This is a genomic window from Shimia sp. NS0008-38b (genome assembly GCF_040370365.1).
Taxonomy (GTDB): Bacteria; Pseudomonadota; Alphaproteobacteria; order Rhodobacterales; family Rhodobacteraceae; genus Shimia.
The window spans coordinates 95,954-119,056 of sequence record NZ_BAABWQ010000001.1 but is presented as its reverse complement, the minus strand read 5'-3'; the positions used below and the strand labels follow the sequence as shown (position 1 = coordinate 119,056).

The following is a 23,103-nucleotide window of genomic DNA, read 5'->3' as shown; positions in this document are numbered from 1 at the left end:
TGTCGCCCCTACGTAAACGTCATTGCAGCTTGCGTTACAAACACCTAACTAGGCATGACACCCCCCTGCAGGAATGCCCAATGACGACCCCATTCGACGAAAACGATCCGCCGCATAAAACTGGCTTCTTTGGACGTTTGCGGTCCAGCTTCCTGACCGGCATCGTCGTCATTTTGCCAATTGCTCTGACAATTTGGCTGGTTTGGACATTTGTCGGCTGGGTGGACGGATTTGTGCTGCCGCTCATTCCCAACACGATCAAGCCAGAAAACTACATTGGCATTAACCTGCGTGGCGTGGGGATGATCATCTTCCTGATCTTCACCATTATGGTCGGCTGGATCGCCAAAGGCCTTATGGGCCGCTCGCTGTTGCGTGTCGCCGAAAACATCGTCGCCCGCATGCCGGTGGTGCGGTCAATCTATTCCGGTGTGAAACAAATCGCTGAAACGGTTTTTGCGCAAACCGAACGCAGCTTTGAAAAGGCCTGCCTGATCGAATACCCCCGCCGCGGCATCTGGGCGATTGGCTTTATCTCCACCAATGCCAAAGGCGAAGTGGCAGAAACAGCGGCCACCACAAGCCCGCTGATGAGCGTTTTTGTACCAACAACACCAAACCCAACATCTGGCTTTCTGCTCTTTTTTCCCAAAGACGACGTGATCGAGCTGGAGATGTCCGTCGAAGAAGCCGCCAAACTGGTGATTTCCGCAGGCTTGGTTTATCCGAATCCCAAGGATCCGACGCTCCCGGCAGAGGCCTAACACAGACAGCCCCGACCAGCCTAAATTGATCCAAACTACTCTCACCCAGAGACCGAACGCGTCAAAACCGCGACCGTGCACCTGTTCGGAACATGGCGCCAACCCAGTGTATCTCCGTCTAGGGATTCTTCCCCAGTCAGCTGTACATCGCCGCCAAATCCACAGTTCCGCGCTCGTTGATATCCGCTTTATGCGCGCTCAAAAACGTTTTGGCAGCCACTTGCCCTGCTTCTTTGAGATGTAACAAAACCGATGTGATTGGCCAGCTTTTGGTCGCCACAGACAGGCGCGTCATCAGATCGTCATCCGCAATCATGTGCACCTTAACTTCACGCTTCTCTTCCCGCGTCAACGCCCCCACATCAATCAGTCGCTGTACAAACTCCACCGCTCGCAATTCACTCATCAAAGACGAATTGAAGCTTATCTCATTGATCCGATTGGCAATCTGCTGCGGCGTCACCGGAACCGTTTCTCGACGCAAGGGGTTGATGTTCACAATCACCACATCCTCCGGCAATGAACGGCGGTAGAGCGGCCACAGCGGCGGATTGCCGGTATACCCCCCATCCCAAAAGGCCTCGGTTTTACCGCTCTTGGCGTCGTAAATCTGCACGGCCTTAAACAAAGTCGGCAGACAGGCTGAGGCCAAAAGCGCATCGGTGGAAATCTCACCACCGGAGAACACCCGCGCCTTGCCGCTGCGCACATTGGTGGCACAGACAAATAGCTCCGGACCTTCGTCCGCGCAGACATCTTGAAAACTGAACTGGTCGACAATGTCGCGCAGCGGATGCTCGTATAACGGCCCCATGGAATACGGCGACGTCAAGCGCTGCATCATATCGACCGCCATAAACGGCCAACTGTATTCCATCGCCCGGCTCACCATCCCCGGTGGCACAGCGGCAAACCACGCATCTAAACCCGGAACCTGCGCCGCTCCCATTTTTTGCCAGAACCAATCTAGATTCTGTCGCGCGCCGTCAAGCCCACCTTTCAGCAGACCCGCCTTGAGCGCAGCGCCATTCATCGCCCCAGCAGAGGTGCCGGTGATCCCGGCAATCTCGATATCTTCGTCCTGCAACAACGCGTCCAGAACCCCCCAGGTAAAGGCCCCATGCGCGCCGCCCCCTTGCAAAGCCAGATTGATGCGCTTCATGAAACCCTCCCTAGATACATTTAAAGTGCGGTCCAGCCGCCATCGACACTTATGGTCGTGCCGGTGATCTGTGCAGCTGCATCACTGGCCAGAAAGGCCACCGTGCCACCCAGCTGCTCGACCGTGGCAAACTCGCGGCTGGGTTGACGCTCCAACATGACCTTTTTGATCACGTCCTCGCGGCCCATGTTGTATTTCGCCATTGTGTCCGGGATCTGCGCTTCCACCAGCGGGGTCAGCACATATCCGGGGCAGATGGCATTGCAGGTGATCGGTTCCTCCGCTGTTTCCAACGCAACCGTCTTTGTCATGCCAACCACACCGTGTTTGGCAGCGACATACGCGGCTTTAAACGGCGATGCTGTCAAACCATGCGCACTTGCAATGTTCACCACACGCCCCCAGCCCCTTGCACGCATATGTGGCAGCGCAACAGCCGTTGTGTGAAACGCGGAGTTCATGTTGATCGCAATGATTGCATCCCACTTCTCCACCGGAAATTCGTCAATTGGTGCCACATGCTGAATGCCTGCGTTGTTCACCAGAATGTCACATCCGCCCGCATCTTCGATCAAACGCCGACATTGATCTCCTTGTGACATATCTGCAGCGATATATCGTGCAACGACACCAAACTCTGAGGCGATGTCCGCAGCCAGCGCATGATCCTCATCGCGATCTGTGAACGAATTGAGCACAACATCTGCGCCCAACTTCGCCAATTCACGCGCCACCCCCAGACCGATTCCCGAATTTGACCCCGTCACAATCGCCGTTTTGCCCGTCATACTCATCTTGCTGCCCTTCCACTAAACGCTCACGCGCACCATAACATGCTGCACCCGCAAAATAAGGGAAATACCTGCGATACCGTAGTCTTACGTAAACCCGCCGATTGCCCAAAAAAAACGCCCGCGCGAAGCGGGCGTAAAGTTATTGAGGCAGGTTTCATACAGGCAAGAAACCTATCGAGCAGTGACACCTTTATAAGCGTTAGTGCGCCGGGCTCCAAGCTAAAAGTTTGATAACCCACGAATCCGGCGTTACTTTTTGGGTAAGCAAAACAAGCAACCAACAGGATTGTTCAGGCAATGACACCAATATGTTTCCCCAAACTCACCAGAGCCGCCGCTGCGCTGGCACTCACATTGCTTGGCAACCCAAGCCTGGCAGAGCCCAGCCATGGCATCGCTATGTATGGCGACCCCACCCTGCCACACGATTTTGTGTCTTTGCCCTACGCGAACCCCACCGCCCCCAAGGGTGGCCGAATCGTCACAGGCAACGGTGGCAGCTTTGACTCACTCAACCCGTTTGTCCGCAAAGGCACGGTCCCGTGGCAACTCCGGTTCTTCGCATATGAATCCCTCATGGGTCGTAACTTTGACGAGCCATTCTCCCTATACGGTCTTCTTGCCGAATCGATTGAGACACCAGCGGATCGCTCGTGGGTCGAATTCACGTTGCGTGAGGAAGCGCGCTTCTCTGATGGGGCGCCTGTGACCGTCGATGACGTGATCTGGTCCTATGAAACGTTGGGGACAATTGGCCACCCGCGCTACCTCGGTTTTTGGAAAAAAGTGGAGACCATCGAGGCGACAGGTCCAAGGAGCCTGCGCATCACCTTTAACACCGACGACCGAGAATTGGCCTTAATCGCAGGCCTCCGCCCCATCCTCCAAAAAGCTCAGTTTGAGGGCAAAGCCTTTGAAGACATCACGTTACAAGAGGCCCCCATTGGAACAGCCCCATATGTGGTCTCCGACTTTGAAGCTGGTCGCTTTGTTACATTAAGCCGCAACAAAGACTATTGGGGCAAAGACCTGCCATTTCGCCAAGGCACGCAGAACTTTGATGAAATCAAAATCGATTTCTTTGGCGACGCCTCTGTGATGTTTGAGGCCTTCAAAGCAGGTGAAATCTCTTATGTCCGCGAATTCAATGCTGAAAAATGGGCGTCGAACTACAACTTCCCCCTCGCCCAATCTGGCGACATCATAAAATCGGAGATTCCGCATCAAAAACCGTCTGGCATCACCGGCTTGGTACTCAACACCCGTCGCGCCCCGCTGGATGACATTCGCGTGCGTGACGCACTGATGCACGTGTTCAACTTTGAATTCATCAACGACACGATGACTGGCGGTCGCCAGCCGCGCATTTCTTCATATTTTTCAGGCTCACAGCTGGCAATGGAAGACGGCCCCGCAACAGGCCGTGTGCAAGAGCTCTTGATGCCTTTCAAAGACACCCTGCCGCCTGAAGCGTTTTCTGGATACAGCTTGCCAGAATCCAACGGCTCCGTACGCAATCGGGCCAATCTGCGCAAAGCCATGTCCTTGATGGAAGCCGCTGGGTGGACAGTGGTAGACGGCAAAATGCAAAACGCATCTGGTGAGGTGCTCGCGCTGGAGATCCTGCTCTCACAGGGCGACACAGAAAACAAAGCCATCACCGACATCTACAGCAAGGCGCTGGAAGCCCTTGGTGTGGACGTAACCATAACGCTTGTGGATGGCCCTCAGTACAAACAACGTACCGGGACGTTCGACTTTGACATCACCAACTACCGCCGAGCGATCTCTCTCAGCCCCGGAAACGAGCAACGCCTGTATTGGGGGTCGGAAGCCGCGTCTCAAGACGGGTCACGCAACTGGATGGGTGTCCAGTCCCCAGCGATCGACGCAATGATCGATGAGATGCTCACATCTGAATCTCGGGAAAACTTCTTCGCCGCAACCAAGGCGCTGGATCGCGTCCTGACAACCGGGCGCTACGTGATCCCAATCTGGACCTACGCTGCGGGCCGCGTCGCACATCACCAAGACCTGCATTTCCCGGAGTCGCTGCCGATCTACGGCGATGGTGTCAAATGGTTGCCCGGCGTCTGGTGGCACGAAGAATAATCCTCAAAAGGGCGCCTCTTGGCGCCCTTTCATTAACCATTTGTTGCCCGGATTTTGCACCTCCGCAATGCAGTCGCAAAACAGACGCAATACCGACGCTACTTTCGGCGCTCCAAACGCAGGTTAATGCCATCACGCGACCGCACCGTCAGATGTGCAATTGGCACAGGCGGATCGCCAACTGGGGTGACCTTGAAATGCTTTAGGATCATCGACAGCATCAAAACTCCTTCCACCATCGCAAACCCTGCACCCGTGCACACGCGACTGCCCGCGGAGAACGGGATATACGCGTCGCGCGCACACGTCTTACCATTTTCGGTCTGCCACCGTGTCGGGTCAAATCCGTCCGGATTGTCCCAAAGCCGCTCTTGGCGATGCAGATGCCAAGCGGAGATAACAACCTGAGAACCAACGGAAATATCTCGATCTCTGAAGTTCTCAGGACAGGTATTCTCACGCACCATCATCGGCACAGGCGGATACAAGCGCAACGCCTCCCGGAACACATCTCGGCAAGTACGCTGCTTACTGATGCTGGCGAAATCTTCGCTCAGCTCCGCTGCTTCCTGCGAGATTTTCTCTTGCCACTCTGGATACAAGGCACACAGGTAAAGCGCCCACGCGAGGGCCGACGCACTGGTTTCATGCCCAGCCAAGAAAAAGATTGCAACTTGATCAACCATCTCATTGGCATCAAACGATTTTCCGCTTTCAGGATCGACAGTTGTCATGATCTTCGTTGCCAAATCATCCGGGGCCATACCCGAAGCGATCGCCGCCATGCGCTCGGCAGTCAACTGGGTGATGAGCTTTCGAATGCTCACCGCAGTACGCTTGGTGTCCTTTCGGAAAAACCTTGGAAACCAACGTGGTAAAGGGAAAAACGCGCCCAAATTTACAATCGGAGCACTGCGCTGATAGGTGCGAAACTCCTCAAACACCCGCCCCGCCACTTCATGTTCAATCGGGATCGAGAACAGAGTACGAAAGATCACATCTGCCGCTGCGTGACTGGTTTCCTCTTCAATTTCAACGACCTGACCATCAAATCGGTCCAGACGTGCAATCGCGGCCTGACCTGCCGCCCACATCGCCGGAAAAGTATCACGCAGCCGCCCACCTTCAAACGCGGGATCGATGATCCGCCGCTGCCGCTTCCACGTTTCGCCATTGGTAAGAAAGACAGATTCTCCCAGAAGAGGTTTCAAACCCTCGCTAACCCGTTGTGATTTAGGAAAATCATCTGGTCTCTCTTTAAGCACCGCCTGAACCAAAGACGGCTGATTGATCATGTAAGATCGGAAAAAGGGGGTCCTAAATTCGGCCATCCATGCACGGTAAAGTCGCTGCGGCTGAGCAGAAAGCAAATCTTTCTGAAACAGTTTAACATACTGGCGCAAAGAGACTTTATCAGGGCGTGGCTCAGGTTTGGGTGGGATCATGACGTGACCGATGTGTATTTGCTAACAGGCGTCTCGATCCGCGACTTGGAAGGTTTGCGTCCATGGTACCGCTCCTCCAATGTCAAAGGCCCAGCCGTAATCCGGAAATAGTCATAGTCTCCCGGACGGTCAAAGGCACAAAGGTATTGAAAGTGCAGACGAAAAAACCGCCACCGCAACTCCGCCCAACGGGCCTCGCTTAGGGTTTTTGTGAATGCAGCAGACACCACCAATGGCCATCGTTTGCCCTGGCTCGGTGCAACACCTGAAACTGAAACGGGGTCACACAGCGCAAACGCGCATCCATCTCCCGGGGCAGTCACATCGACCCATGTCAGTTCCTGGCGCTGGCACAGAAACGCCAAATCGGCCCGCAACCTCTGCGCCTCGGGCAGGAATGACACCATCGGAACAACTTGACCCAACGAGAGAAACCCCAATGACGGGCCCGTTTGCTGACATCGACCCTCTCGAATCAAATCAGACAGGATCGACACACCCAAATGCGCCCCACTCGAATGCCCTACCACGAGAACTTCATCGTACTCCTCTTGCAACGCTGTGCCGATACGCTCTTTGAATTCAGACATACGTGCTTCTAGCGCAATGGAGTTTTCACCATTCGAGGCCGCTGAATATGCGTAATCATGCATAAGGTAGTACGCAAAAAACCTTCCGTCATGCTTTTGGAACCAGCGCAACACCGGATAGACCGCTCCGAGGCCGAAAAACCCCAGCCACCAAGGTCCAAAGAGCGCGAAAATTGAGCCCAAAATCCACGCGAATAAAACCGAAATAACCAATTGAATTAAAAGAAAACATACCGGATACAGCGCTGCAATTACTGGCCCTTTGCGCAGACGCATCAATCGCCAAAGCACTCCGCTTCCGATATAGGCGATTGCTGTGCGAACAAGCTGCATATATGTGCCGAAAATGCCCTTCTCCATGCTGTCGCGCACGATGTCTGACCAGACCAGAACTTCGAAATCCGCGCGCACGTTGTCACCTTCTTGTACGCTTACTACCTGCCATCCATAGGGACCACCGCTGGACCTCTTCTTGGCACTCAAATCAATGCTGTACTTTGAGACCTCGGCCTGCGCGGCGCTTTCCTTGCGGTATAGCTCGCGGTAACGCCGTGGATGAATCGGGTCGTAACCGGGAATATAAAAAACCCGGCGCCGATGCACTTTTTTTTGATCGGGTGGCCGCATAAACTGCTGTCTCCTTTCACAGGAGTGTAGCGGCTCTCTTTGGCAAAATTAAGCCTTATCCGAGAGTTGCAAGTGCAGGAAAGGACTCAAGCAGCCAATAGGAGAAGGTGGAAAATGCTCCGGTCAACAACATGATCCCAACAAACAAGAGCAGCCCACCCATAACCTTTTCGATGGTACCCATGTAAGGCTTGATGCGGTCCATCACGCCCATCGCTCGATTCAAGAAAACCGCCGCCAATAAAAAGGGAATGCCAAGCCCTGCAGCGTAGACTCCAAGAAGCAACGTGCCACGCGCGATTGACGCCTCACTGGCCGCGATGGACAAGATCGCACCCAACTGCGGACCAATACATGGGGTCCACCCAAACGCAAACGCCAGTCCCAGCACATAGGCGCCAAAGGCCGAACCGCCGCTTTCTCCCGTCTCAATCCGTGCTTCGCGATCAAGAAACGGTATTCTGAAAACGTTTAGGAAATGCAGACCAAAGATTACCACAACCCCGCCTGCGATTTTGCTAAAAAGCTCTTGGTTTTGAAGGAAAAACGCTCCAAACGCCGAGGCTGTGAAGCCAAGAAATAAAAAGACTGTCGACAATCCGAGTACAAAGAAAAGGGCCGAGACAATTGCTTTGCGCCGCGCCTCTTCTTGTGTGGTGAGTTCCGACATGCTGACGCCGCTCATGTAGGCCAAGTACGGTGGTACAATCGGCAACACACAGGGACTGAGAAAGGAGATGGTGCCCGCCATTAGAGCCACCAACATTGCAGGCAAAAGTCCCGCGTCTATGATATCTATTCCAAACATGAGTCACACTTAGATCATCGCAGCGACAAGGTCACCTCTCCGCAGGTAACATCCCCGTGGACAGGACAAAATATCGCGCTTATGTGATTATTATGGATATGAAAATTGACGCTCTGAATTTGCTTTGCCCTCTGCCGGTGCTACGATTGCGCAAACGCATGCAACCGTTGCCATCTGGGGCAACCATTCGCTTGCTTGCAGATGATCCCGCCGCGATTGTCGACGTCCCGCATTTCTGCAACGAAGCTGGCCACAGATTTTTGGGTATGGTGGAAAAAGACGGCTATTTGGAGTTTACGGTTCAAAAGGCATAAGGCCTTTTGCAAAAATGCTAATACTCAAAATTAATACAGCCGCAAACAGCGATCGAATTCAGAAATGTCTGTTTAATGTATGGCGGAGAGACAGGGATTCGAACCCTGGAGACGGTCTCCCGCCTACACACTTTCCAGGCGTGCGCCTTCGACCACTCGGCCACCTCTCCGCAACAAAGACTTGACCGGCTGATCATGTCTCTGTGGAGCGGTGTTTAGCGGTATCTATTGGTGGGATGCAAGAGGCAAATTGCGGATATCTTGGCAATTTGGCACAAAAAAAGAGCCGCACTTCCGAACGGCTCTTTTGAATTGTTTCGCATAGCTCTCAGACGGCTTTTGCGGCTCGCGGCTGTTCACGATTGGACAACTCTTCAGCCACCAAAAACGCCAATTCCAAAGATTGGCTCGCGTTCAAGCGCGGATCACATGCCGTGTGGTAGCGCGCTGACAGGTCTTCTTCAGTTACCGCACGCACGCCACCGGTGCATTCTGTAACGTCCTGCCCAGTCATCTCAAAGTGAACACCGCCCGGGATGGTGCCTTCAGCTTTGTGTACACCAAAGAACTCGCGCACTTCGCGCAACACGCTGTCAAATGGACGCGTTTTATATCCGGTTGCCGACTTGATGGTGTTGCCGTGCATTGGATCACAGGTCCAAAGAACGTTGGCACCCTCTTCTTGCACGGTTCTGATCAGACGTGGCAAGTGATCACCAACACTGCCTGCACCGAACCGCGCAATCAGTGTCAAGCGGCCAGCCTCGTTCTCAGGATTCAATTTTTCGATCAGCACTTTCAGGTCGTCTGCAGTGGTCGTAGGACCACATTTCAGGCCAATTGGGTTTTGAACCCCGCGCGCGAATTCGACATGTGCCCCATCAGGTTGACGTGTGCGGTCACCGATCCAAATCATGTGGCCAGACCCAGCAAGCCATTGACCCGAAGTCGAGTCCAAACGCGTCAACGCCTCTTCATATTCCAACAGCAGTGACTCGTGACTGGTGTAAAAATCGACCGTCTGCAACGAGTGCAAGCGCTCGGACGTTACACCCGCTGCTTTCATGAAATCCAGTGCGTCACTGATCCGGTTGGCCATGTCACGGTATTTCACTGCCTTCTCGCCTTCGGCGAAGCCAAGTGTCCATGAATGGACTTGGTGCACGTCGGCGTAACCACCCGTCGAAAATGCGCGCAGCAGGTTCAATGTCGCAGCGGCCTGAGTATAGGCTTGCAACATCTTATCTGGATTTGGAATGCGTGACTCAGACGTGAACGCCAAATCATTGATGATATCGCCACGGTAGCTGGGTAGTTCCAGACCATTAACCGTTTCGGTTGGTGCTGAACGTGGCTTGGCAAATTGCCCTGCCATCCGGCCAACTTTCACCACCGGCACTTTCGCGCCATAGGTCAACACCATAGCCATCTGCAACATCACTTTGAAGGTGTCGCGAATTCCGTCCGCACTGAATTGCTCAAAGCTTTCAGCGCAATCGCCCCCTTGCAGCAAAAATGCCTCACCACGAGATGCGGCACCAAGCTGTGCTTTCAGGCGCCGCGCCTCACCGGCAAAGACCAACGGCGGATAACTCGCAAGCTTGGCTTCAACAGCCGTCAGCTTTGCCTCGTCCGTATACTCAGGCATCTGCACCCGGGGCTTTGAGCGCCAGTCAGATTTTTGCCATTCCGCCATCGTCTTTACTCCGCTTAGACAGGTTTGAAGCACCTTATACAAAAGCTCTTGTGATAGGACCATAGATGAAATATCGGCACTTGACGCGCACCGCAAAATGCACGTTTAGTCAATAAACTGAAGGCGCATTGAGACGCTCATCAAAACAGGGAAAAGGAAACGATGTCAATGACTTCGGCTATCGCTTCTGAACGGGAAGACAACAAACCGCGGCGCTTCGTGTTCGTTCTTCTTGAGAGTTTTACACTATTGTCGTTTGCATCTGCGGTCGATTGCCTGCGTTTGGCGAACCGACGGCTGGGCAAAGATCACTATACGTGGATTCTCTGCGGTGAAGGCGGAGAGGTCGTGTCTTGCTCTACTCAAACCACGCTACAACTGGACAGCGACCTGGAAGATTTGCAGCGTGATGACACAATCGTTTTGTGTGGAGGCGTCGATATTCAGAAAGCGACGACCAAAAGGCTGTTGAACTGGTTGCGTCGCGAAGCGCGTAAAGCCCCGCCAATTATCGGGCTGTGTACAGCATCTTTCACGATGGCGAAGGCTGGGCTCCTGAATGGAAAGAAAGCAACAATCCATTGGGAGAACCAAGACAGCTTTGCCGAAGAATTTGACGAAGTCGAATTGTCGAAATCTGTTTTCAGCATCGACGGAAACCGCATGACGACCGCAGGAGGTACTTCCTCGATTGACCTCTTTTTGAAGTTGATCGCAGAAGATCTGGGTGAAGAAGTCGCAAACTGGGTTGCGGATCAACAGATCTACAATTCAATCCGCACCGACCAGGACACTCAGCGGCTATCAGTCCCGACACGCATTGGCGTTCGTCACCCCAAATTGTCAATGGTTATCCAAATGATGGAAGCCAACATCGAAGAACCAATAAGCCCGTCGCTTTTGGCAAAAGAAGTGGGCATGTCTACGCGCCAGTTGGAAAGGTTGTTCCGTCGATATCTCAACCGATCTCCAAAGCGGTACTACATGGAACTTCGCCTCCAAAAAGCACGCAACCTGTTAATGCAAACAGATATGAGTGTGATTAACGTTGCCTTAGCTTGTGGCTTTGCGTCCCCTAGTCATTTTTCAAAGTGCTACCGGGCCCACTATGAGACCACACCTTATCGCGAGCGCGGGTCCCAAAGCACTAGGCTGTCTGTTTAGACGGCAACAATCTCTAGAAGAACGCCATCAAATTCTGAATTTCGGTGCTGTGCTCAATGTGTATCACCGAAAAACCATCCTTGCGGGAGTGAAAAAGGATATAGACGAAGTAGTAGTCGTTTTCCTCTGTCCAGAACGCCAAAAGTTCTTGACGAAAACCGTTCTTAAGCACTTCGCTTCTGACCGATTGATTGTTAACAAAATCATCTGGTATGGCCACTCTTAGGGATCTATTGAGCTCAGTCAGCTCTTCCTCTTCGAGCAGCTTGTCGATCTGGATGAAATCAATGGCCTCCCCTAACTCATGTTGCATCACCAATTCATTGAACATCGCCAGACCTTGATTGAACTGTGTGCGCTGATTGACCTGAGCCAAAGACGCGGTGCAGAACAAGAACGCAGCAACTGCGCTAAGAATAGATATTCTAAACATAAAGGACCCTGATAGAAAAATTATTAGTGTTTTCACCACCCTACTCGTTGGGCGTCATCCGGTAAAGCGCGCCGTTCTCTACGGACAAAAACCAAATTCCACCATGGGGACCCTCGCGAACATCCCGAACTCGTCCCGTACTTGGACCACGGATTTTTTCACGTTCCACCACAGGAGCCCCGGACAATCGGCTGATGTAGTCGAACTTCAAACTTCCAACAAAGAAGTGTCCTTTCCATTCGGGCCATAGTTCTCCCGAATAGACCATCATTCCTGAAGGCGCTATTGAAGGATCCCAATAGAATTCAGGCTGTTGCATGCCTTTTTTCGATGTACCTTCGCCGATTTTCGCGCCTGAGTAATGTCGTCCAAATGCAATCACTGGCCAGCCAAAATTGGAACCTTTCCGGACCAAGTTAAGCTCGTCTCCGCCTCTTGCACCATGTTCAACGACCCACAATTGTCCCTGCAAATCCAATGCAGCGCCTTGGGGATTTCGGTGGCCAAAAGACCAGATTTCGGCACGAGCAGCTTCTTTCCCAACAAAAGGATTATCCTTGGGCACAGCCCCAGACTTTGTAACCCGAACAACACTTCCCTCATGACTCGAAATATCCTGAGCAGCCGGCCGGTCTCCGCGCTCACCGATTGTCACAAAAAGTGTCCCGTCCGTCGCTTCGACAATGCGACTTCCGAAGTGTCTGCCACCTGAGCTTCCGGCAGCCATCTCGAAGATTTTGATCACGTTGGTCAGCCGACTACCGTCCCTAGAAAGCTGGGCGCGGTGCACTGCCGTTCCAGCTCCGTCTTTCTGCCGCACCGACATGCTGAGAAAAACCTCTCTTGTTTGAGGGAAATCTCGAGACACAATGACGTCCAACAAGCCTCCCTGCCCTTGAACATGTACCTGAGGCACACCTTGCACCTCCTGCCGCACTCCGCGAGGAGAGACATGCAAAAGCGTGCCGCCACGCACAGTGATCAAAACGCTTCCGTCCGATAGATGAGCAAACCCCCAAGGTTCGCTCAAATTTTCAACGACAGCCTCTACCTGCACTCTTCCCTGCGAGGTCGATATGCTCTGCGCGAAAGCTGGTCCGCTTTGGGACACCAAAGCAAAAAGCGATAAAACTCTGACAAAAAACACTTATCCCTCTCAAGCATTCAACAAATGAACTCATGTCTCAAGCATCTCATATTCGCTGGGACAATGTGATCAAATATTGGTCATCTGCCCCTTTTCTTTTGAATTGCGCCCGCATAGGCTTTGAATTGGAACAAAAAAAACAAATAGGGAGTTTCACAATGAAAAAGCTGCTTTTGGCGTCTGCTGCTGGCGCACTTCTGGCTGGTACTGCGTCTGCAGAGGACATCAAGCTAGGGATCATCCTTGGCTTCACTGGACCCATTGAATCGCTGACGCCATCTATGGCGGATGGTGCGGAGTTGGCGATGAAAGAAGTGACCGACAGCGGAAAGCTGTTGGATGGCTCTACTGTCATTCCGGTGCGAGCGGATTCTACCTGCGTTGACGCAGCTGCCGCGTCCGCTGCTGCAGAGCGCCTGATCACGGCTGACGGCGTAAAAGGCATCATGGGTGCGGATTGCTCTGGTGTGACTGGCGCGATCCTTAACAACGTGGCTTTAGCCAATGGTGTTGTTATGGTGTCACCGTCAGCGACCTCTCCAGGCCTGAGCCATACAGGCAACGAAGACAATGGGCTTTTCTTCCGCACGGCTCCGTCTGATGCGCGTCAAGGCGTTGTTATGACAGAAATTTTGATGGAAGAAGGCATCGAAGAAGTTGCTCTGACCTACACCAACAACGACTACGGAAAAGGTTTGGCCGATAGCTTCCAAGCTGCATTCGAAGCGGCTGGTGGTACTGTCACCATCAACGCAGCACATGAAGACGGAAAAGCGGACTACTCCGCTGAAGTCGGCGCGCTGGCGGCTGCAGGTGGAGACCGTTTGGTCGTCGCAGGCTACGTGGACCAAGGTGGTTCCGGCATCGTGCGTGCGGCCATCGACTCTGGTGCGTTTGACACATTCCACTTCCCAGACGGTATGATCGGTGCGAAGCTGCAGGAAAACTTCGGTGACGAAATCGAAGGGTCTACTGGTCAGCACCCAGGTACAGACAGCCCAGGTGCTGCAAAGTTCGAAGAGCTGGTTGGCGGTGCGTTTGATGCAACGTCCCCATTCACCCCTGAAAGCTATGACGCAGCAGCTCTCATGCTGCTGGCGATGCAGGCGGCGGGTTCTTCCGATCCAGCAGCTTACAAAGAAAAAGTGATGGATGTGGCCAACGCGCCAGGCGAACAAATTTTCCCTGGCGAGCTGGGCAAAGCGCTCGACATTATCGCTGGCGGTGGTGACGTAGACTACGTTGGTGCAACTGCTGTCGAATTGATCGGCCCCGGTGAATCAGCGGGCAACTATCGCCAGATAGTCATCGATGGCGGCGAGATCGCAACAGCTAAGTATCGATAATCATTTATCGATCTACGGTAGAAACAGCCCGGCTTGCCCGGGCTGTTTTTCAATATATAAGGCGCGGCTAGAACCGCGCATGGGGGAAAATGCCATGATCGTCGTTGAAGACGTTCACAAACACTTTGGGGGGTTCCACGCTGTGGACGGCGCCACCCTCACAATCGAACCGGGTTCGATCACCGGGCTGATCGGGCCCAACGGTGCCGGGAAAACCACACTTTTCAACGTGATCGCAGGGGTACTACCGCCCACATCAGGGCGGGTGACCATGGATGGTGAAGACATCACCGGGCTGCCGCCACACACTCTGTTTCACAAAGGTCTTTTGCGCACCTTCCAAATTGCGCATGAGTTTAGCTCTATGAGCTGCCGAGAGAACCTGATGATGGTGCCGGGCAATCAGTCCGGTGAGGCGTTGTGGAACACGTGGTTTGGCCGCAAACGCATTGCCAATGAAGAGCGGGCGCTGCGGGCGAAAGCTGACGAAGTGCTTGAATTCCTTACAGTTGAACACCTTGCCGATCACAAGGCAGGCCAAATTTCCGGTGGCCAAAAGAAACTGCTGGAGCTGGGGCGCACTATGATGGTGGACGCCAAAATTGTGTTTCTGGATGAGGTTGGCGCAGGTGTGAACCGCACGCTACTCAACACCATAGGTGACGCAATTATCCGCCTGAACAAAGAGCGAAATTACACGTTTGTGGTCATCGAACACGACATGGATTTCATTGGTCGCCTGTGTGATCCGGTGATCTGTATGGCCGAAGGCAAGGTGCTCGCAGAAGGCACTTTGGATGAGATCAAAGCCAACGAACAGGTGATCGAGGCCTACCTTGGCACCGGTCTCAAAAACAAGGAACAGCTGAACGCATAGGGCCAAAATGGCACGTCTGTATTGCGTCTGTATCGCGACTGTATCGCGGAGGTGCCAAAACGACGCCAAAATCCGGCAAAAAATGCGTATCAGCGGGGAGATAATGGGATGACGGGGAACCCGTATCAGGACGATCGTGGCAACAAAGACGCCTCGATCACCAAGCCCAAGAATGGAGGTGATATGACCTCCTATGTGGGCAGTGGCAAAGAAATGAATACAACCGAAGCCTTTCTGGTTGGCGACAGCATGACCGGTGGTTACGGCAAAGATGGACCGGACATTTTGCATGACTGCACCATTGCCGTGAACCCAGGCGAGATCGCGGTGATTGTCGGCCCCAACGGCGCAGGCAAGTCCACAGGCATGAAAGCGGTGTTTGGCATGTTGAACCTGCGCCAAGGCTCGGTGCGGCTCGACGGCGAGGACATCACCGCGCTGACCCCGCAGGCCCGTGTGGCCAAAGGCATGGGGTTTGTGCCGCAAACCAGCAATATCTTCACTTCGATGACGGTGGAAGAGAACCTAGAGATGGGGGCTTTCATCCGCAAAGATGATTTTGCCGACACGATGGAGCAGATCTATGGCCTGTTCCCTATCCTGAAAGAAAAACGCAACCAGCCTGCGGGCGAGCTGTCAGGTGGTCAGCGCCAACAGGTGGCCGTGGGCCGCGCGTTGATGACGCAGCCGAAGGTGCTAATGCTGGATGAGCCGACCGCTGGAGTTTCCCCCATCGTGATGGACGAGCTGTTTGACCGCATTATTGAGGTGAGCCGCACCGGCATTCCGATCCTGATGGTCGAGCAAAACGCCCGTCAGGCGCTGGAAATTGCCGACAAAGGTTACGTGCTGGTTCAGGGGCGCAACGCCTATACCGGCACTGGCAAAGACCTGCTTGCGGATGACGACGTCCGCAAGTCGTTCTTGGGGGGCTGATATGACAGTACAACCTCATACTCCCACGCGTCCGGCCCGAGGGTGGGTGCAGAACGCGCCCGCCCGTGGGGGCGGGTCGGACGCGTGGCGCGGCAAAGCCGCGCCGTTGGCAGCCAGCGCTCTGAGTCTCGGCGTCATTGCAGCTCAAGTCGCGACCGCTGAAGAAACCGTGTTTAACTGTACACTTGAGGAAACCTGCACAGCAGAAGCCAACTGTGAAGGCGTGCTATCAATTGGTTTTGGCGACATCCAATCAGATAGGCTGCACACCAACTTCGGTGATTTTGAAGTTGAAATAAAGGCCAAGGCTGGAACAAAGCTGGATGAGGTCAAACTTGCCAGTGGCGAGTACACAATTACTTCAAGCAGCAATATGATACGCACTTTATCTAAGTCTGACGGGAGATCGCTCGCTTTGACTTTGGCCCAAGCGGATGCAGAAACTGTTTACGCCACACTCATGACCATTCCTGCAAAATATGCGGATTATAACAACGCCCAGCGGGTATTCGCTGGCCCTTGCGAACTGGAGTTCTAATGGACTTCCTCAACGCCATTGTGGCGCTTTCTAATTTTGTCATCGTCCCCGCAATTGCCTATGGCAGCCAACTGGCGCTTGGGGCGCTGGGTGTTACGCTTATCTACGGCATCCTGCGATTCAGTAACTTCGCACATGGCGACACCATGGCCTTTGGTGCGATGCTCGCCGTGTTGGTCACCTGGTGGTTCCAATCCATGGGTGTAAGCTTTGGTCCGCTGCCAACGGCGCTTTTGGCCCTGCCCTTTGCGATCCTTGGCACCATGGTGCTGATGCTGATCACCGACCGTGTGGTTTACCGCTTTTATCGCGAACAAAAGGCCAAGCCAGTGATCCTTGTGATCGTGTCGATGGGTGTGATGTTCATCATGAACGGGTTGGTGCGGTTTATCATCGGGCCAAATGACCAACGATTTGCCGATGGCGAACGATTCATCATTTCTGCACGGGAATTCAAACAGTTGACCGGGCTGAAAGAAGGGCTGGCGATCAAGACATCTCAAGGCATTACGGTGGTTGTGGCAATCATCTGTGTTGCCGTGCTGTTCTGGTTTTTGAACCGCACACGTACTGGAAAGTCGATGCGCGCCTATTCCGACAACGAAGACTTGGCGCTGCTGTCTGGCATCAACCCAGAGCGCGTGGTGATGTACACATGGATGATTGTGGCCGCATTGGCGACGATTGCCGGTGTGCTTTACGGATTGGATAAATCGTTTAAACCGTTTGTCTATTTCCAGCTGTTGCTGCCGATCTTTGCCGCTGCGATTGTGGGCGGTTTGGGCAGCCCATTAGGTGCGATTGCGGGCGGATTTGTGATCGCCTTTAGCGAGGTCACCATCACCTATGCGTGGAAAAAAGTACTGAAATACATGCTGCCAGAGAATTTGGAACCGGACAGCCTCGTGCAGCTTTTGAGCACAGACTATAAATTTGCCGTCAGCTTTGTGATCCTGATTGTGGTCCTGCTGTTTAAGCCGACCGGTCTGTTTAAGGGGAAATCGGTATGAGCGAGCAGATGAAAAATATCGCGCTGTTTGCGCTGGTCTTTGGATTGATCGCGTTGACGGGCTTTATGCAGAGCTGGAACGTTGCTTTGTTGATCCTCAATATGGGGCTGATTTCGGCAATCATGGCGCTGGGTGTAAACCTGCAATGGGGCTTTGCGGGCCTGTTTAACGTGGGTGTCATGGGCTTTGTTGCGCTTGGCGGCTTGGCGGTTGTCCTGACCTCTGCCGCACCAGTGGAGGGTGCGTGGAGTGCGGGTGGCTGGCGGATCATGATCGCGCTGCTTGCAGGCGCCGGCACAATTATTGGCACGGTGATGGTGCGCCAACGGATGGCCGTTGGGCGTGCGCGCAATGCGGCGACCGTCGCGGTTCTCGGTCTTGGCTTCTTCCTCTATCGCGGCATTCTTGATCCCGGCGTTGAGGCCGTGGAAGCCATCAATCCGGCGCTGCAAGGCAACCTTGGTGGTCTAAATTTACCAGTGTTGCTGGCTTGGCCCATGGGCGGATTGCTGGCGGCGGGTGTGGCTTGGTTGATTGGGAAGACCGCATTGGGGCTGCGTTCCGATTATCTTGCGATTGCCACATTGGGGATTGCGGAAATCATCATTGCAGTGATGAAAAATGAGGACTGGCTGGCGCGCGGCGTGAAAAACGTCGTTGGGCTGGATCGTCCCGTGCCTTACGAAATCGACTTGCAGAACACGTCAAGCTTTATCAACCGCGCCGAGGGGTTGGGGCTGGATGTGGCCACGGCCTCATCACTCTTTGTGAAGCTCAACTACTCGCTGCTGTTCGCTGTTGTGCTGATCTTGATCTTTGTGGCTGCGCAGTTGTCGCTCAAAAGCCCGTGGGGCCGGATGATGCGCGCGATCCGCGACAATGAGGAGGCGGCTGAGGCGATGGGCAAAGATGTGACCAACCGCCATTTGCAGATCTTTGTGCTCGGCTCTGCCGTTTGCGGCATCGCGGGCGCCATGATGACCACGTTGGATGGGCAACTCACACCGGGCACCTATCAGCCGCTGCGCTACACCTTCCTGATCTGGGTGATGGTGATTGTTGGCGGCTCTGGCAACAATCTTGGCGCGGTTCTGGGGGGGTTCCTGATCTGGTTCCTTTGGGTGCAGGTGGAGCCGATGGGCCTGTTCTTGATGGAGCTGATCACATCTGGTCTGGCCGACGACAGCGGTTTGAAGAAACACTTGATTGACAGTGCGGCGCACATGCGGCTGTTGACGATGGGAGTGATCTTGCTGTTGGTGCTGAGGTTCAGCCCGCGCGGATTGATCCCCGAGAAGTGAGTGTATGAAGTGCGAAAAGAGGCGCTCCTTCTGGGGCGCCTCTTTGCTTCTGTGTGGGTAGTGTTCGCAGAATGAGACCTTGGGTTAGCGCCCTTTGAACAGGCCACCCAGAATGCCGCGCACGATTTTGCGGCCTGTGGTGCCGGTGAGTTCTTTCATCACCATTTTGCCCATCGCTTCGCCAAAACTGTCATCTGCACGGATGCGCATGGAGCGAGAGGTTGATCTGCTAACACGGCTGCCGGAATAACGACGTGCCGCACTGAACTCGCGCTGTGCAACCGACTGCTCTTCTTCCTGAGCTTCTATCTGTTCGGCCTCTTGCGCCGCATTGGCAGCGCGATCTCGTAAGATTTCATAAGCCGAACGACGATCTAAAAGAGTGTCATATTTCCCAGTGACCGGTGAGGTCGCCAGAACTGATGCACGCGCGGTGTCGTCCAATGGACCAAGTTGTGAGGATGGTGGGCGGATGAGCGTACGCTCGACAACACCCGGCACACCTTTTTTCATAAGCATCGAGGTCACCGCCTCCCCGACCCCAACCTCACGAATAGCCTCTTCTGTGGAAAAGCGAGGGTTTGGTCGGTAGGTTTCAGCCGCCATGCGCAGAGCCTTTTTGTCCCGAGCTGTGAAGGCGCGCAGAGCATGTTGCACCCGATTGCCGAGCTGGCCGAGGATGTCTTCGGGGATATCATCGGGGTTCTGCGTGACAAAGAACACGCCGACCCCTTTGGATCGGATCAGGCGCGCAACCTGTTCAACTTTGTCCACCAGAGCTTTGGGTGCACCGTCAAACAGCAGGTGCGCCTCGTCAAAGAAGAACACCAATCTGGGCTTATCAGGATCACCCACTTCAGGCAGAGTCTCAAACAACTCAGAGAGCAGCCACAACAGGAATGTCGCATAGAGGCGTGGTGCGCCCATCAGCTTGTCCGCCGCGAGAATATTGATCTGACCACGGCCATCCGGTGCGGTACACATCAAATCCTCCAACGCCAAGGCAGGCTCCCCAAAGAGCTTGTTCGCTCCTTGGTTTTCCAACACAAGCAGACGTCGCTGGATGGCGCCAATGGAATTGACCGAGATATTGCCGTAGCGCAGCGCCAAATCGGTGCGATTTTCGCCAACCCAGACCAACAAAGCCTGCAAGTCTTTCAAATCAAGCAGCGGTAGCCCCTGTTCGTCGGCAAGACGAAAGGCGATGTTCAAAATGCCCTCCTGCGCCTCAGAAAGCTCCATCAGACGTGCCAGCAGCAAAGGACCCATCTCAGCCACCGTGGTGCGCACGGGATGGCCTTGTTCACCGAACAAATCCCAGAAAGTGACCGGGAAGGCCCGGTATCCGAAGTCCTCAAAACCGATCGTCTTCGCACGATCCATAAAGGGTTGATGCAATTTGAAGTCAGCGCGACCTGCGGCGGCCAATCCGGACAGATCACCCTTAACGTCAGATAGAAACACTGGCACACCTGCTTCGGAAAAACCCTCCGCGAGAATTTGTAGCGTGACTGTCTTCCCGGTGCCGGTTGCCCCCGCAACCAACCCATGTCGGTTGGCATATTTCAGCGACAGCCCCTGTTTTTCTGCATAGTCAGCACCGCCGCCGCCTAAAAAAATTTTGCCTTCCATCAGTGGCTTATCCCTTTGGTCAAGAAGTTGCGCGCCCATTTTTCGAGCATCAAATACATTGTTAACCTTTATGCGTCATTTTCTAAAGCGTTCCAGACCAGACCTTAACGGTTTGGGAAAGAACTCCTCCCTGTTGAGACTGGGCCGCACGTCATGTGCGGCCTTTTTTTTAACAATTTCAGTAACAAACTAAATTCTTTTTTCTGTTGACCAATGTGCGTTTTCTTCGTAACTTTTCGCCAATGAATAAGTCGGCCAGTCCGACGGGGAGTGAAAAAATGGAAAAGGGCTTGTTTTCAGGCCCTTTTCTTTTTTTGTGAAACAGGCACATTTCTTGATATTTGGCAGCCATCTCTGATGGATCTGCGATGCAAACGGCTTGCGTTGACGCTGAGAGCAAAAACTTGCCAAAATCAGTCAGTTTTTCAATATGCGCAGACTGACTTTCACATCGACACATGCTAATTCACATCGGACAGAAAAAGACACACGTGGAAATATCATGATCAAATGCCCTTCCTTTTTTGCAACAGCAACCGCGCTTTTGTTGGCTGGACAACTGTCTGCACAAGGGGTGCCTTCGTTGGCGGACGGCACTCTCTCGATGGGTGAAGATGTCAGTGGGGTTTCGGAAGCACAGATTCCGCAAGCAGCCGCGGAAGGGGTCACTTCGGAGGTCATTGGTGATTGGGAAGCACAGTGCGCGGCATCGGGCCCTGAACCGCGCCCCTGTCGCCTTGTGCAACTTTTACGGGATGCCGGCGATACGCCGATTGCAGAGGTGACTCTGTTCAAGTTGGCGATTCCTGAAGGAGAAGCCATTGCAGGCGCCACCGTGATTGTTCCGCTGGAAACACTGCTTACATCGCAACTGACCGTCAAAGTGGATGAAGATAACGCCCGCAGATACCCGTTTGCCTTTTGCAATCAGACAGGCTGTGTCGCCCGCATCGGTTTGAGCGCCGAAGACATTGCGAGCTATAAGAGTGGAGAGGCAGCAGAGCTTACGATCGTGCCCGCCCTAGCGCCAACACAGGTTGTCAATATCCGTATGTCTTTGAAAGGTTTCACCAGAGCTTATGGTAAACTTGAAGGCACAACGGAATAGAGCGCTTCGATTTCTAGCTGGAGAAGTACCCCCAACAAAAGCCGCAAAACCAAGTGTTTGCGGCTTTTTTATTGAGGCTCAGAACCGCTTAAGTGCCATCACTGCGTTTAAGCCACCAAACGCAAAGGCGTTGGACAAAGCCACGTCCACCTTGGCTTCGCGCGCCTCATTTGGCACCACATCCATGGCACATTCCGGGTCAGCTTCCTCATAGCCGATGGTTGGCGCGATCACCCCATCGCGCAGAGCCATAATGCAGGCCAAAAGTTCCACAGCGCCCGTCCCGCCGATGAGATGGCCGTGCATGGATTTTGTCGATGAGATCATCAGATTGTCTGCATGCGGACCAAACACATCCGCCACTGCACTACATTCGGTTTTGTCGTTGGCCGCAGTTCCGGTGCCGTGCGCATTGATGTAGCCGACTTCTTCGCGGTTTAGCCGCGCATCGGCCAGCGCACCAGAGATCGCCCGCGAGGCCCCCTGACGAGATGGCATCACAATGTCAGCGGCGTCAGACGTCATCGCAAACCCCACAACTTCCGCGAGGATTTCGGCGCCACGCGCTTTGGCATGGCCCATCTCTTCAAATACAAACACTCCAGCGCCTTCGCCCTGAACCATTCCATTGCGGGTCGCAGAGAACGGTCGGCACGCGTCTTTGGACATAACCCGCAGGCCTTCCCAAGCCTTTACGCCTCCGAAACACAGCATGGATTCTGCTCCACCAGTGATCATCACTGGTGACATGGAATGGCGGACCATTTGAAAGGCTTGGGCCATCGCATGGTTGGAACTGGCACAGGCAGAGGCCACAGTGAAGCTTGGGCCTTTGAGATTGAACTCCATGCTGATGTGACTCGCGGCTGCATTGTTCATCAACTTAGGGACAACAAAGGGGTGCACGCGGTTCTTTCCGTCTTCATAAACCGTGCGGTAGTTTTCGTCCAAAGTCTGCATACCGCCGCCGGAGTTTCCCAAGACAACCCCGGTTTTTGCGGAAAGCTCGCCAGAAAACGTCAGGCCGGATTGGGCCAACGCTTCACGAGCGGCCACCAAAGCGAATTGTGTGAAACGGTCATAAAGCGCCAATTGTTGGCGGTTGAAGATGGTATCTGGCTCAAACCCACAGACCTGCGCGCCAATTTGCACAGCAAGACGGTCAACATCTCTTAGGCGAAGCTCGCCAATGCCACACCGCCCCTCTCGCATAGCGGCGAGTGTTTGTGGCACATCGTGCCCCAAGGCATTGATGGTCCCCGCTCCGGTGATGACGACGCGCTTCATGACTCCCTGCTC

At 53.8% G+C, this 23,103-nt stretch carries 21 protein-coding genes and 1 tRNA gene; 11 read left to right on the top strand and 11 right to left on the bottom strand.

Annotated elements, in window-relative coordinates:
- The first annotated feature begins 80 nt into the window (after positions 1 to 80).
- The gene (locus tag ABWV47_RS00605) at positions 81 to 764 is read left to right on the top strand and encodes a DUF502 domain-containing protein (RefSeq protein ID WP_353307890.1); all 684 of its coding nucleotides are present in this window, start codon (positions 81 to 83) and stop codon (positions 762 to 764) included.
- Between the two features lie 136 nt (positions 765 to 900).
- Here the strand turns inward: ABWV47_RS00605 and ABWV47_RS00600 are convergent, their stop codons facing one another.
- A complete protein-coding gene (locus ABWV47_RS00600) occupies positions 901 to 1,926 on the bottom strand; it encodes a patatin-like phospholipase family protein (RefSeq protein WP_353307889.1) in 1,026 nt (341 codons plus the stop codon).
- Positions 1,927 to 1,946: 20 nt separating this feature from the next.
- Positions 1,947 to 2,720 carry a 3-hydroxybutyrate dehydrogenase gene (locus ABWV47_RS00595; protein ID WP_353307888.1) on the bottom strand — a complete coding sequence of 258 codons (774 nt, stop codon included), beginning with the start codon at positions 2,718 to 2,720 and terminating at the stop codon, positions 1,947 to 1,949.
- A gap of 297 nt (positions 2,721 to 3,017) precedes the next feature.
- Here ABWV47_RS00595 and ABWV47_RS00590 point away from each other — a divergent pair, with 297 nt between their 5' ends.
- A complete protein-coding gene (locus tag ABWV47_RS00590) occupies positions 3,018 to 4,832 on the top strand; it encodes an extracellular solute-binding protein (protein ID WP_502959671.1) in 1,815 nt (604 codons plus the stop codon).
- Between the two features lie 98 nt (positions 4,833 to 4,930).
- Here ABWV47_RS00590 and ABWV47_RS00585 read toward each other — a convergent pair whose 3' ends face one another.
- Genes ABWV47_RS00585 through ABWV47_RS00575 form a run of 3 tightly spaced genes read right to left on the bottom strand, consistent with a single transcriptional unit; the run spans position 4,931 to position 8,302 of the window.
- A complete protein-coding gene (locus ABWV47_RS00585; RefSeq protein ID WP_353307887.1) occupies positions 4,931 to 6,277 on the bottom strand; it encodes a cytochrome P450 in 1,347 nt (448 codons plus the stop codon).
- Complete coding sequence (locus ABWV47_RS00580; protein ID WP_353307886.1) at positions 6,274 to 7,494, bottom strand: hypothetical protein; 1,221 nt, start codon at positions 7,492 to 7,494, stop codon at positions 6,274 to 6,276. Before ABWV47_RS00580 ends, ABWV47_RS00585 begins: the two co-directional genes overlap by 4 nt.
- Before the next feature lie 55 nt (positions 7,495 to 7,549).
- The gene (locus tag ABWV47_RS00575; RefSeq protein WP_353307885.1) at positions 7,550 to 8,302 is read right to left on the bottom strand and encodes a cytochrome c biogenesis CcdA family protein; all 753 of its coding nucleotides are present in this window, start codon (positions 8,300 to 8,302) and stop codon (positions 7,550 to 7,552) included.
- A gap of 92 nt (positions 8,303 to 8,394) precedes the next feature.
- On the opposite strand from ABWV47_RS00575, the gene ABWV47_RS00570 reads away from it, so the two are divergent.
- Positions 8,395 to 8,616, top strand: a complete 222-nt coding sequence (locus ABWV47_RS00570) for a sulfurtransferase TusA family protein (protein WP_502959670.1) — start codon at positions 8,395 to 8,397, stop codon at positions 8,614 to 8,616.
- Positions 8,617 to 8,696: 80 nt separating this feature from the next.
- Here ABWV47_RS00570 and ABWV47_RS00565 read toward each other — a convergent pair.
- Both ABWV47_RS00565 and ABWV47_RS00560 read right to left on the bottom strand, forming a co-directional pair.
- Positions 8,697 to 8,786, bottom strand: a tRNA-Ser gene (locus tag ABWV47_RS00565).
- Between the two features lie 158 nt (positions 8,787 to 8,944).
- Positions 8,945 to 10,312 carry a class II 3-deoxy-7-phosphoheptulonate synthase gene (locus tag ABWV47_RS00560; RefSeq protein WP_353307884.1) on the bottom strand — a complete coding sequence of 456 codons (1,368 nt, stop codon included), beginning with the start codon at positions 10,310 to 10,312 and terminating at the stop codon, positions 8,945 to 8,947.
- 168 nt (positions 10,313 to 10,480) lie between these two features.
- Here ABWV47_RS00560 and ABWV47_RS00555 point away from each other — a divergent pair, with 168 nt between their 5' ends.
- On the top strand, positions 10,481 to 11,476 hold the full coding sequence (locus ABWV47_RS00555; RefSeq protein ID WP_353307883.1) for a GlxA family transcriptional regulator: 996 nt from the start codon (positions 10,481 to 10,483) through the stop codon (positions 11,474 to 11,476).
- Positions 11,477 to 11,489: 13 nt separating this feature from the next.
- Here ABWV47_RS00555 and ABWV47_RS00550 read toward each other — a convergent pair whose 3' ends face one another.
- Together ABWV47_RS00550 and ABWV47_RS00545 are read right to left on the bottom strand one after the other, a co-directional pair.
- Entirely contained in the window at positions 11,490 to 11,909 is a 420-nt protein-coding gene (locus ABWV47_RS00550; protein WP_353307882.1) for a hypothetical protein, read from the bottom strand.
- 40 nt (positions 11,910 to 11,949) lie between these two features.
- Positions 11,950 to 13,023, bottom strand: a complete 1,074-nt coding sequence (locus ABWV47_RS00545) for a PQQ-dependent sugar dehydrogenase (RefSeq protein ID WP_502959682.1) — start codon at positions 13,021 to 13,023, stop codon at positions 11,950 to 11,952.
- Between the two features lie 191 nt (positions 13,024 to 13,214).
- On the opposite strand from ABWV47_RS00545, the gene ABWV47_RS00540 reads away from it, so the two are divergent.
- The 6 genes from ABWV47_RS00540 to ABWV47_RS00515 all read left to right on the top strand — a co-directional run bounded on the left by ABWV47_RS00540 (position 13,215) and on the right by ABWV47_RS00515 (position 19,064).
- Complete coding sequence (locus ABWV47_RS00540) at positions 13,215 to 14,402, top strand: ABC transporter substrate-binding protein (RefSeq protein WP_353307880.1); 1,188 nt, start codon at positions 13,215 to 13,217, stop codon at positions 14,400 to 14,402.
- Positions 14,403 to 14,496: 94 nt separating this feature from the next.
- Positions 14,497 to 15,279 (top strand): ABC transporter ATP-binding protein, encoded by a 783-nt coding sequence (locus ABWV47_RS00535; protein ID WP_353307879.1) that lies wholly within the window; start codon positions 14,497 to 14,499, stop codon positions 15,277 to 15,279.
- Positions 15,280 to 15,387: 108 nt separating this feature from the next.
- A complete protein-coding gene (locus ABWV47_RS00530; RefSeq protein WP_353307877.1) occupies positions 15,388 to 16,215 on the top strand; it encodes an ABC transporter ATP-binding protein in 828 nt (275 codons plus the stop codon).
- A 1-nt stretch (position 16,216) separates the two neighbouring features.
- Complete coding sequence (locus ABWV47_RS00525; RefSeq protein WP_353307876.1) at positions 16,217 to 16,753, top strand: hypothetical protein; 537 nt, start codon at positions 16,217 to 16,219, stop codon at positions 16,751 to 16,753.
- The gene (locus ABWV47_RS00520) at positions 16,753 to 17,763 is read left to right on the top strand and encodes a branched-chain amino acid ABC transporter permease (RefSeq protein ID WP_353307875.1); all 1,011 of its coding nucleotides are present in this window, start codon (positions 16,753 to 16,755) and stop codon (positions 17,761 to 17,763) included. Before ABWV47_RS00525 ends, ABWV47_RS00520 begins: the two co-directional genes overlap by 1 nt.
- Entirely contained in the window at positions 17,760 to 19,064 is a 1,305-nt protein-coding gene (locus ABWV47_RS00515) for a branched-chain amino acid ABC transporter permease (protein ID WP_353307874.1), read from the top strand. The genes ABWV47_RS00520 and ABWV47_RS00515 overlap by 4 nt, the downstream gene beginning before the upstream one ends.
- An 84-nt stretch (positions 19,065 to 19,148) precedes the next feature.
- Here the strand turns inward: ABWV47_RS00515 and ABWV47_RS00510 are convergent, their stop codons facing one another.
- The gene (locus tag ABWV47_RS00510; RefSeq protein WP_353307873.1) at positions 19,149 to 20,696 is read right to left on the bottom strand and encodes a helicase HerA-like domain-containing protein; all 1,548 of its coding nucleotides are present in this window, start codon (positions 20,694 to 20,696) and stop codon (positions 19,149 to 19,151) included.
- Positions 20,697 to 21,198: 502 nt separating this feature from the next.
- Between ABWV47_RS00510 and ABWV47_RS00505 the strand changes: the two genes are divergently transcribed.
- Complete coding sequence (locus ABWV47_RS00505) at positions 21,199 to 21,804, top strand: invasion associated locus B family protein (protein WP_353307872.1); 606 nt, start codon at positions 21,199 to 21,201, stop codon at positions 21,802 to 21,804.
- A gap of 78 nt (positions 21,805 to 21,882) precedes the next feature.
- On the opposite strand, the gene ABWV47_RS00500 is transcribed toward ABWV47_RS00505, so the two are convergent.
- Positions 21,883 to 23,091, bottom strand: coding sequence for a beta-ketoacyl-[acyl-carrier-protein] synthase family protein (locus ABWV47_RS00500; RefSeq protein WP_353307871.1), 1,209 nt, complete (start codon positions 23,089 to 23,091; stop codon positions 21,883 to 21,885).
- Between the last annotated feature and the right edge of the window lie 12 nt (positions 23,092 to 23,103).

Bases quoted from the DNA above. Each gene is read 5' to 3' on its own strand.
- ABWV47_RS00605 (WP_353307890.1), top strand. From the start codon at position 81: ATGACGACCCCATTCGACGAAAACGATCCGCCGCATAAAACTGGCTTC.
- ABWV47_RS00600 (WP_353307889.1), bottom strand. From the start codon at position 1,926: ATGAAGCGCATCAATCTGGCTTTGCAAGGGGGCGGCGCGCATGGGGCC.
- ABWV47_RS00595 (WP_353307888.1), bottom strand. From the start codon at position 2,720: ATGAGTATGACGGGCAAAACGGCGATTGTGACGGGGTCAAATTCGGGA.
- ABWV47_RS00590 (WP_502959671.1), top strand. From the start codon at position 3,018: ATGACACCAATATGTTTCCCCAAACTCACCAGAGCCGCCGCTGCGCTG.
- ABWV47_RS00585 (WP_353307887.1), bottom strand. From the start codon at position 6,277: ATGATCCCACCCAAACCTGAGCCACGCCCTGATAAAGTCTCTTTGCGC.
- ABWV47_RS00580 (WP_353307886.1), bottom strand. From the start codon at position 7,494: ATGCGGCCACCCGATCAAAAAAAAGTGCATCGGCGCCGGGTTTTTTAT.
- ABWV47_RS00575 (WP_353307885.1), bottom strand. From the start codon at position 8,302: ATGTTTGGAATAGATATCATAGACGCGGGACTTTTGCCTGCAATGTTG.
- ABWV47_RS00570 (WP_502959670.1), top strand. From the start codon at position 8,395: ATGGATATGAAAATTGACGCTCTGAATTTGCTTTGCCCTCTGCCGGTG.
- ABWV47_RS00560 (WP_353307884.1), bottom strand. From the start codon at position 10,312: ATGGCGGAATGGCAAAAATCTGACTGGCGCTCAAAGCCCCGGGTGCAG.
- ABWV47_RS00555 (WP_353307883.1), top strand. From the start codon at position 10,481: ATGACTTCGGCTATCGCTTCTGAACGGGAAGACAACAAACCGCGGCGC.
- ABWV47_RS00550 (WP_353307882.1), bottom strand. From the start codon at position 11,909: ATGTTTAGAATATCTATTCTTAGCGCAGTTGCTGCGTTCTTGTTCTGC.
- ABWV47_RS00540 (WP_353307880.1), top strand. From the start codon at position 13,215: ATGAAAAAGCTGCTTTTGGCGTCTGCTGCTGGCGCACTTCTGGCTGGT.
- ABWV47_RS00535 (WP_353307879.1), top strand. From the start codon at position 14,497: ATGATCGTCGTTGAAGACGTTCACAAACACTTTGGGGGGTTCCACGCT.
- ABWV47_RS00530 (WP_353307877.1), top strand. From the start codon at position 15,388: ATGACGGGGAACCCGTATCAGGACGATCGTGGCAACAAAGACGCCTCG.
- ABWV47_RS00525 (WP_353307876.1), top strand. From the start codon at position 16,217: ATGACAGTACAACCTCATACTCCCACGCGTCCGGCCCGAGGGTGGGTG.
- ABWV47_RS00520 (WP_353307875.1), top strand. From the start codon at position 16,753: ATGGACTTCCTCAACGCCATTGTGGCGCTTTCTAATTTTGTCATCGTC.
- ABWV47_RS00515 (WP_353307874.1), top strand. From the start codon at position 17,760: ATGAGCGAGCAGATGAAAAATATCGCGCTGTTTGCGCTGGTCTTTGGA.
- ABWV47_RS00510 (WP_353307873.1), bottom strand. From the start codon at position 20,696: ATGGAAGGCAAAATTTTTTTAGGCGGCGGCGGTGCTGACTATGCAGAA.
- ABWV47_RS00505 (WP_353307872.1), top strand. From the start codon at position 21,199: ATGATCAAATGCCCTTCCTTTTTTGCAACAGCAACCGCGCTTTTGTTG.
- ABWV47_RS00500 (WP_353307871.1), bottom strand. From the start codon at position 23,091: ATGAAGCGCGTCGTCATCACCGGAGCGGGGACCATCAATGCCTTGGGG.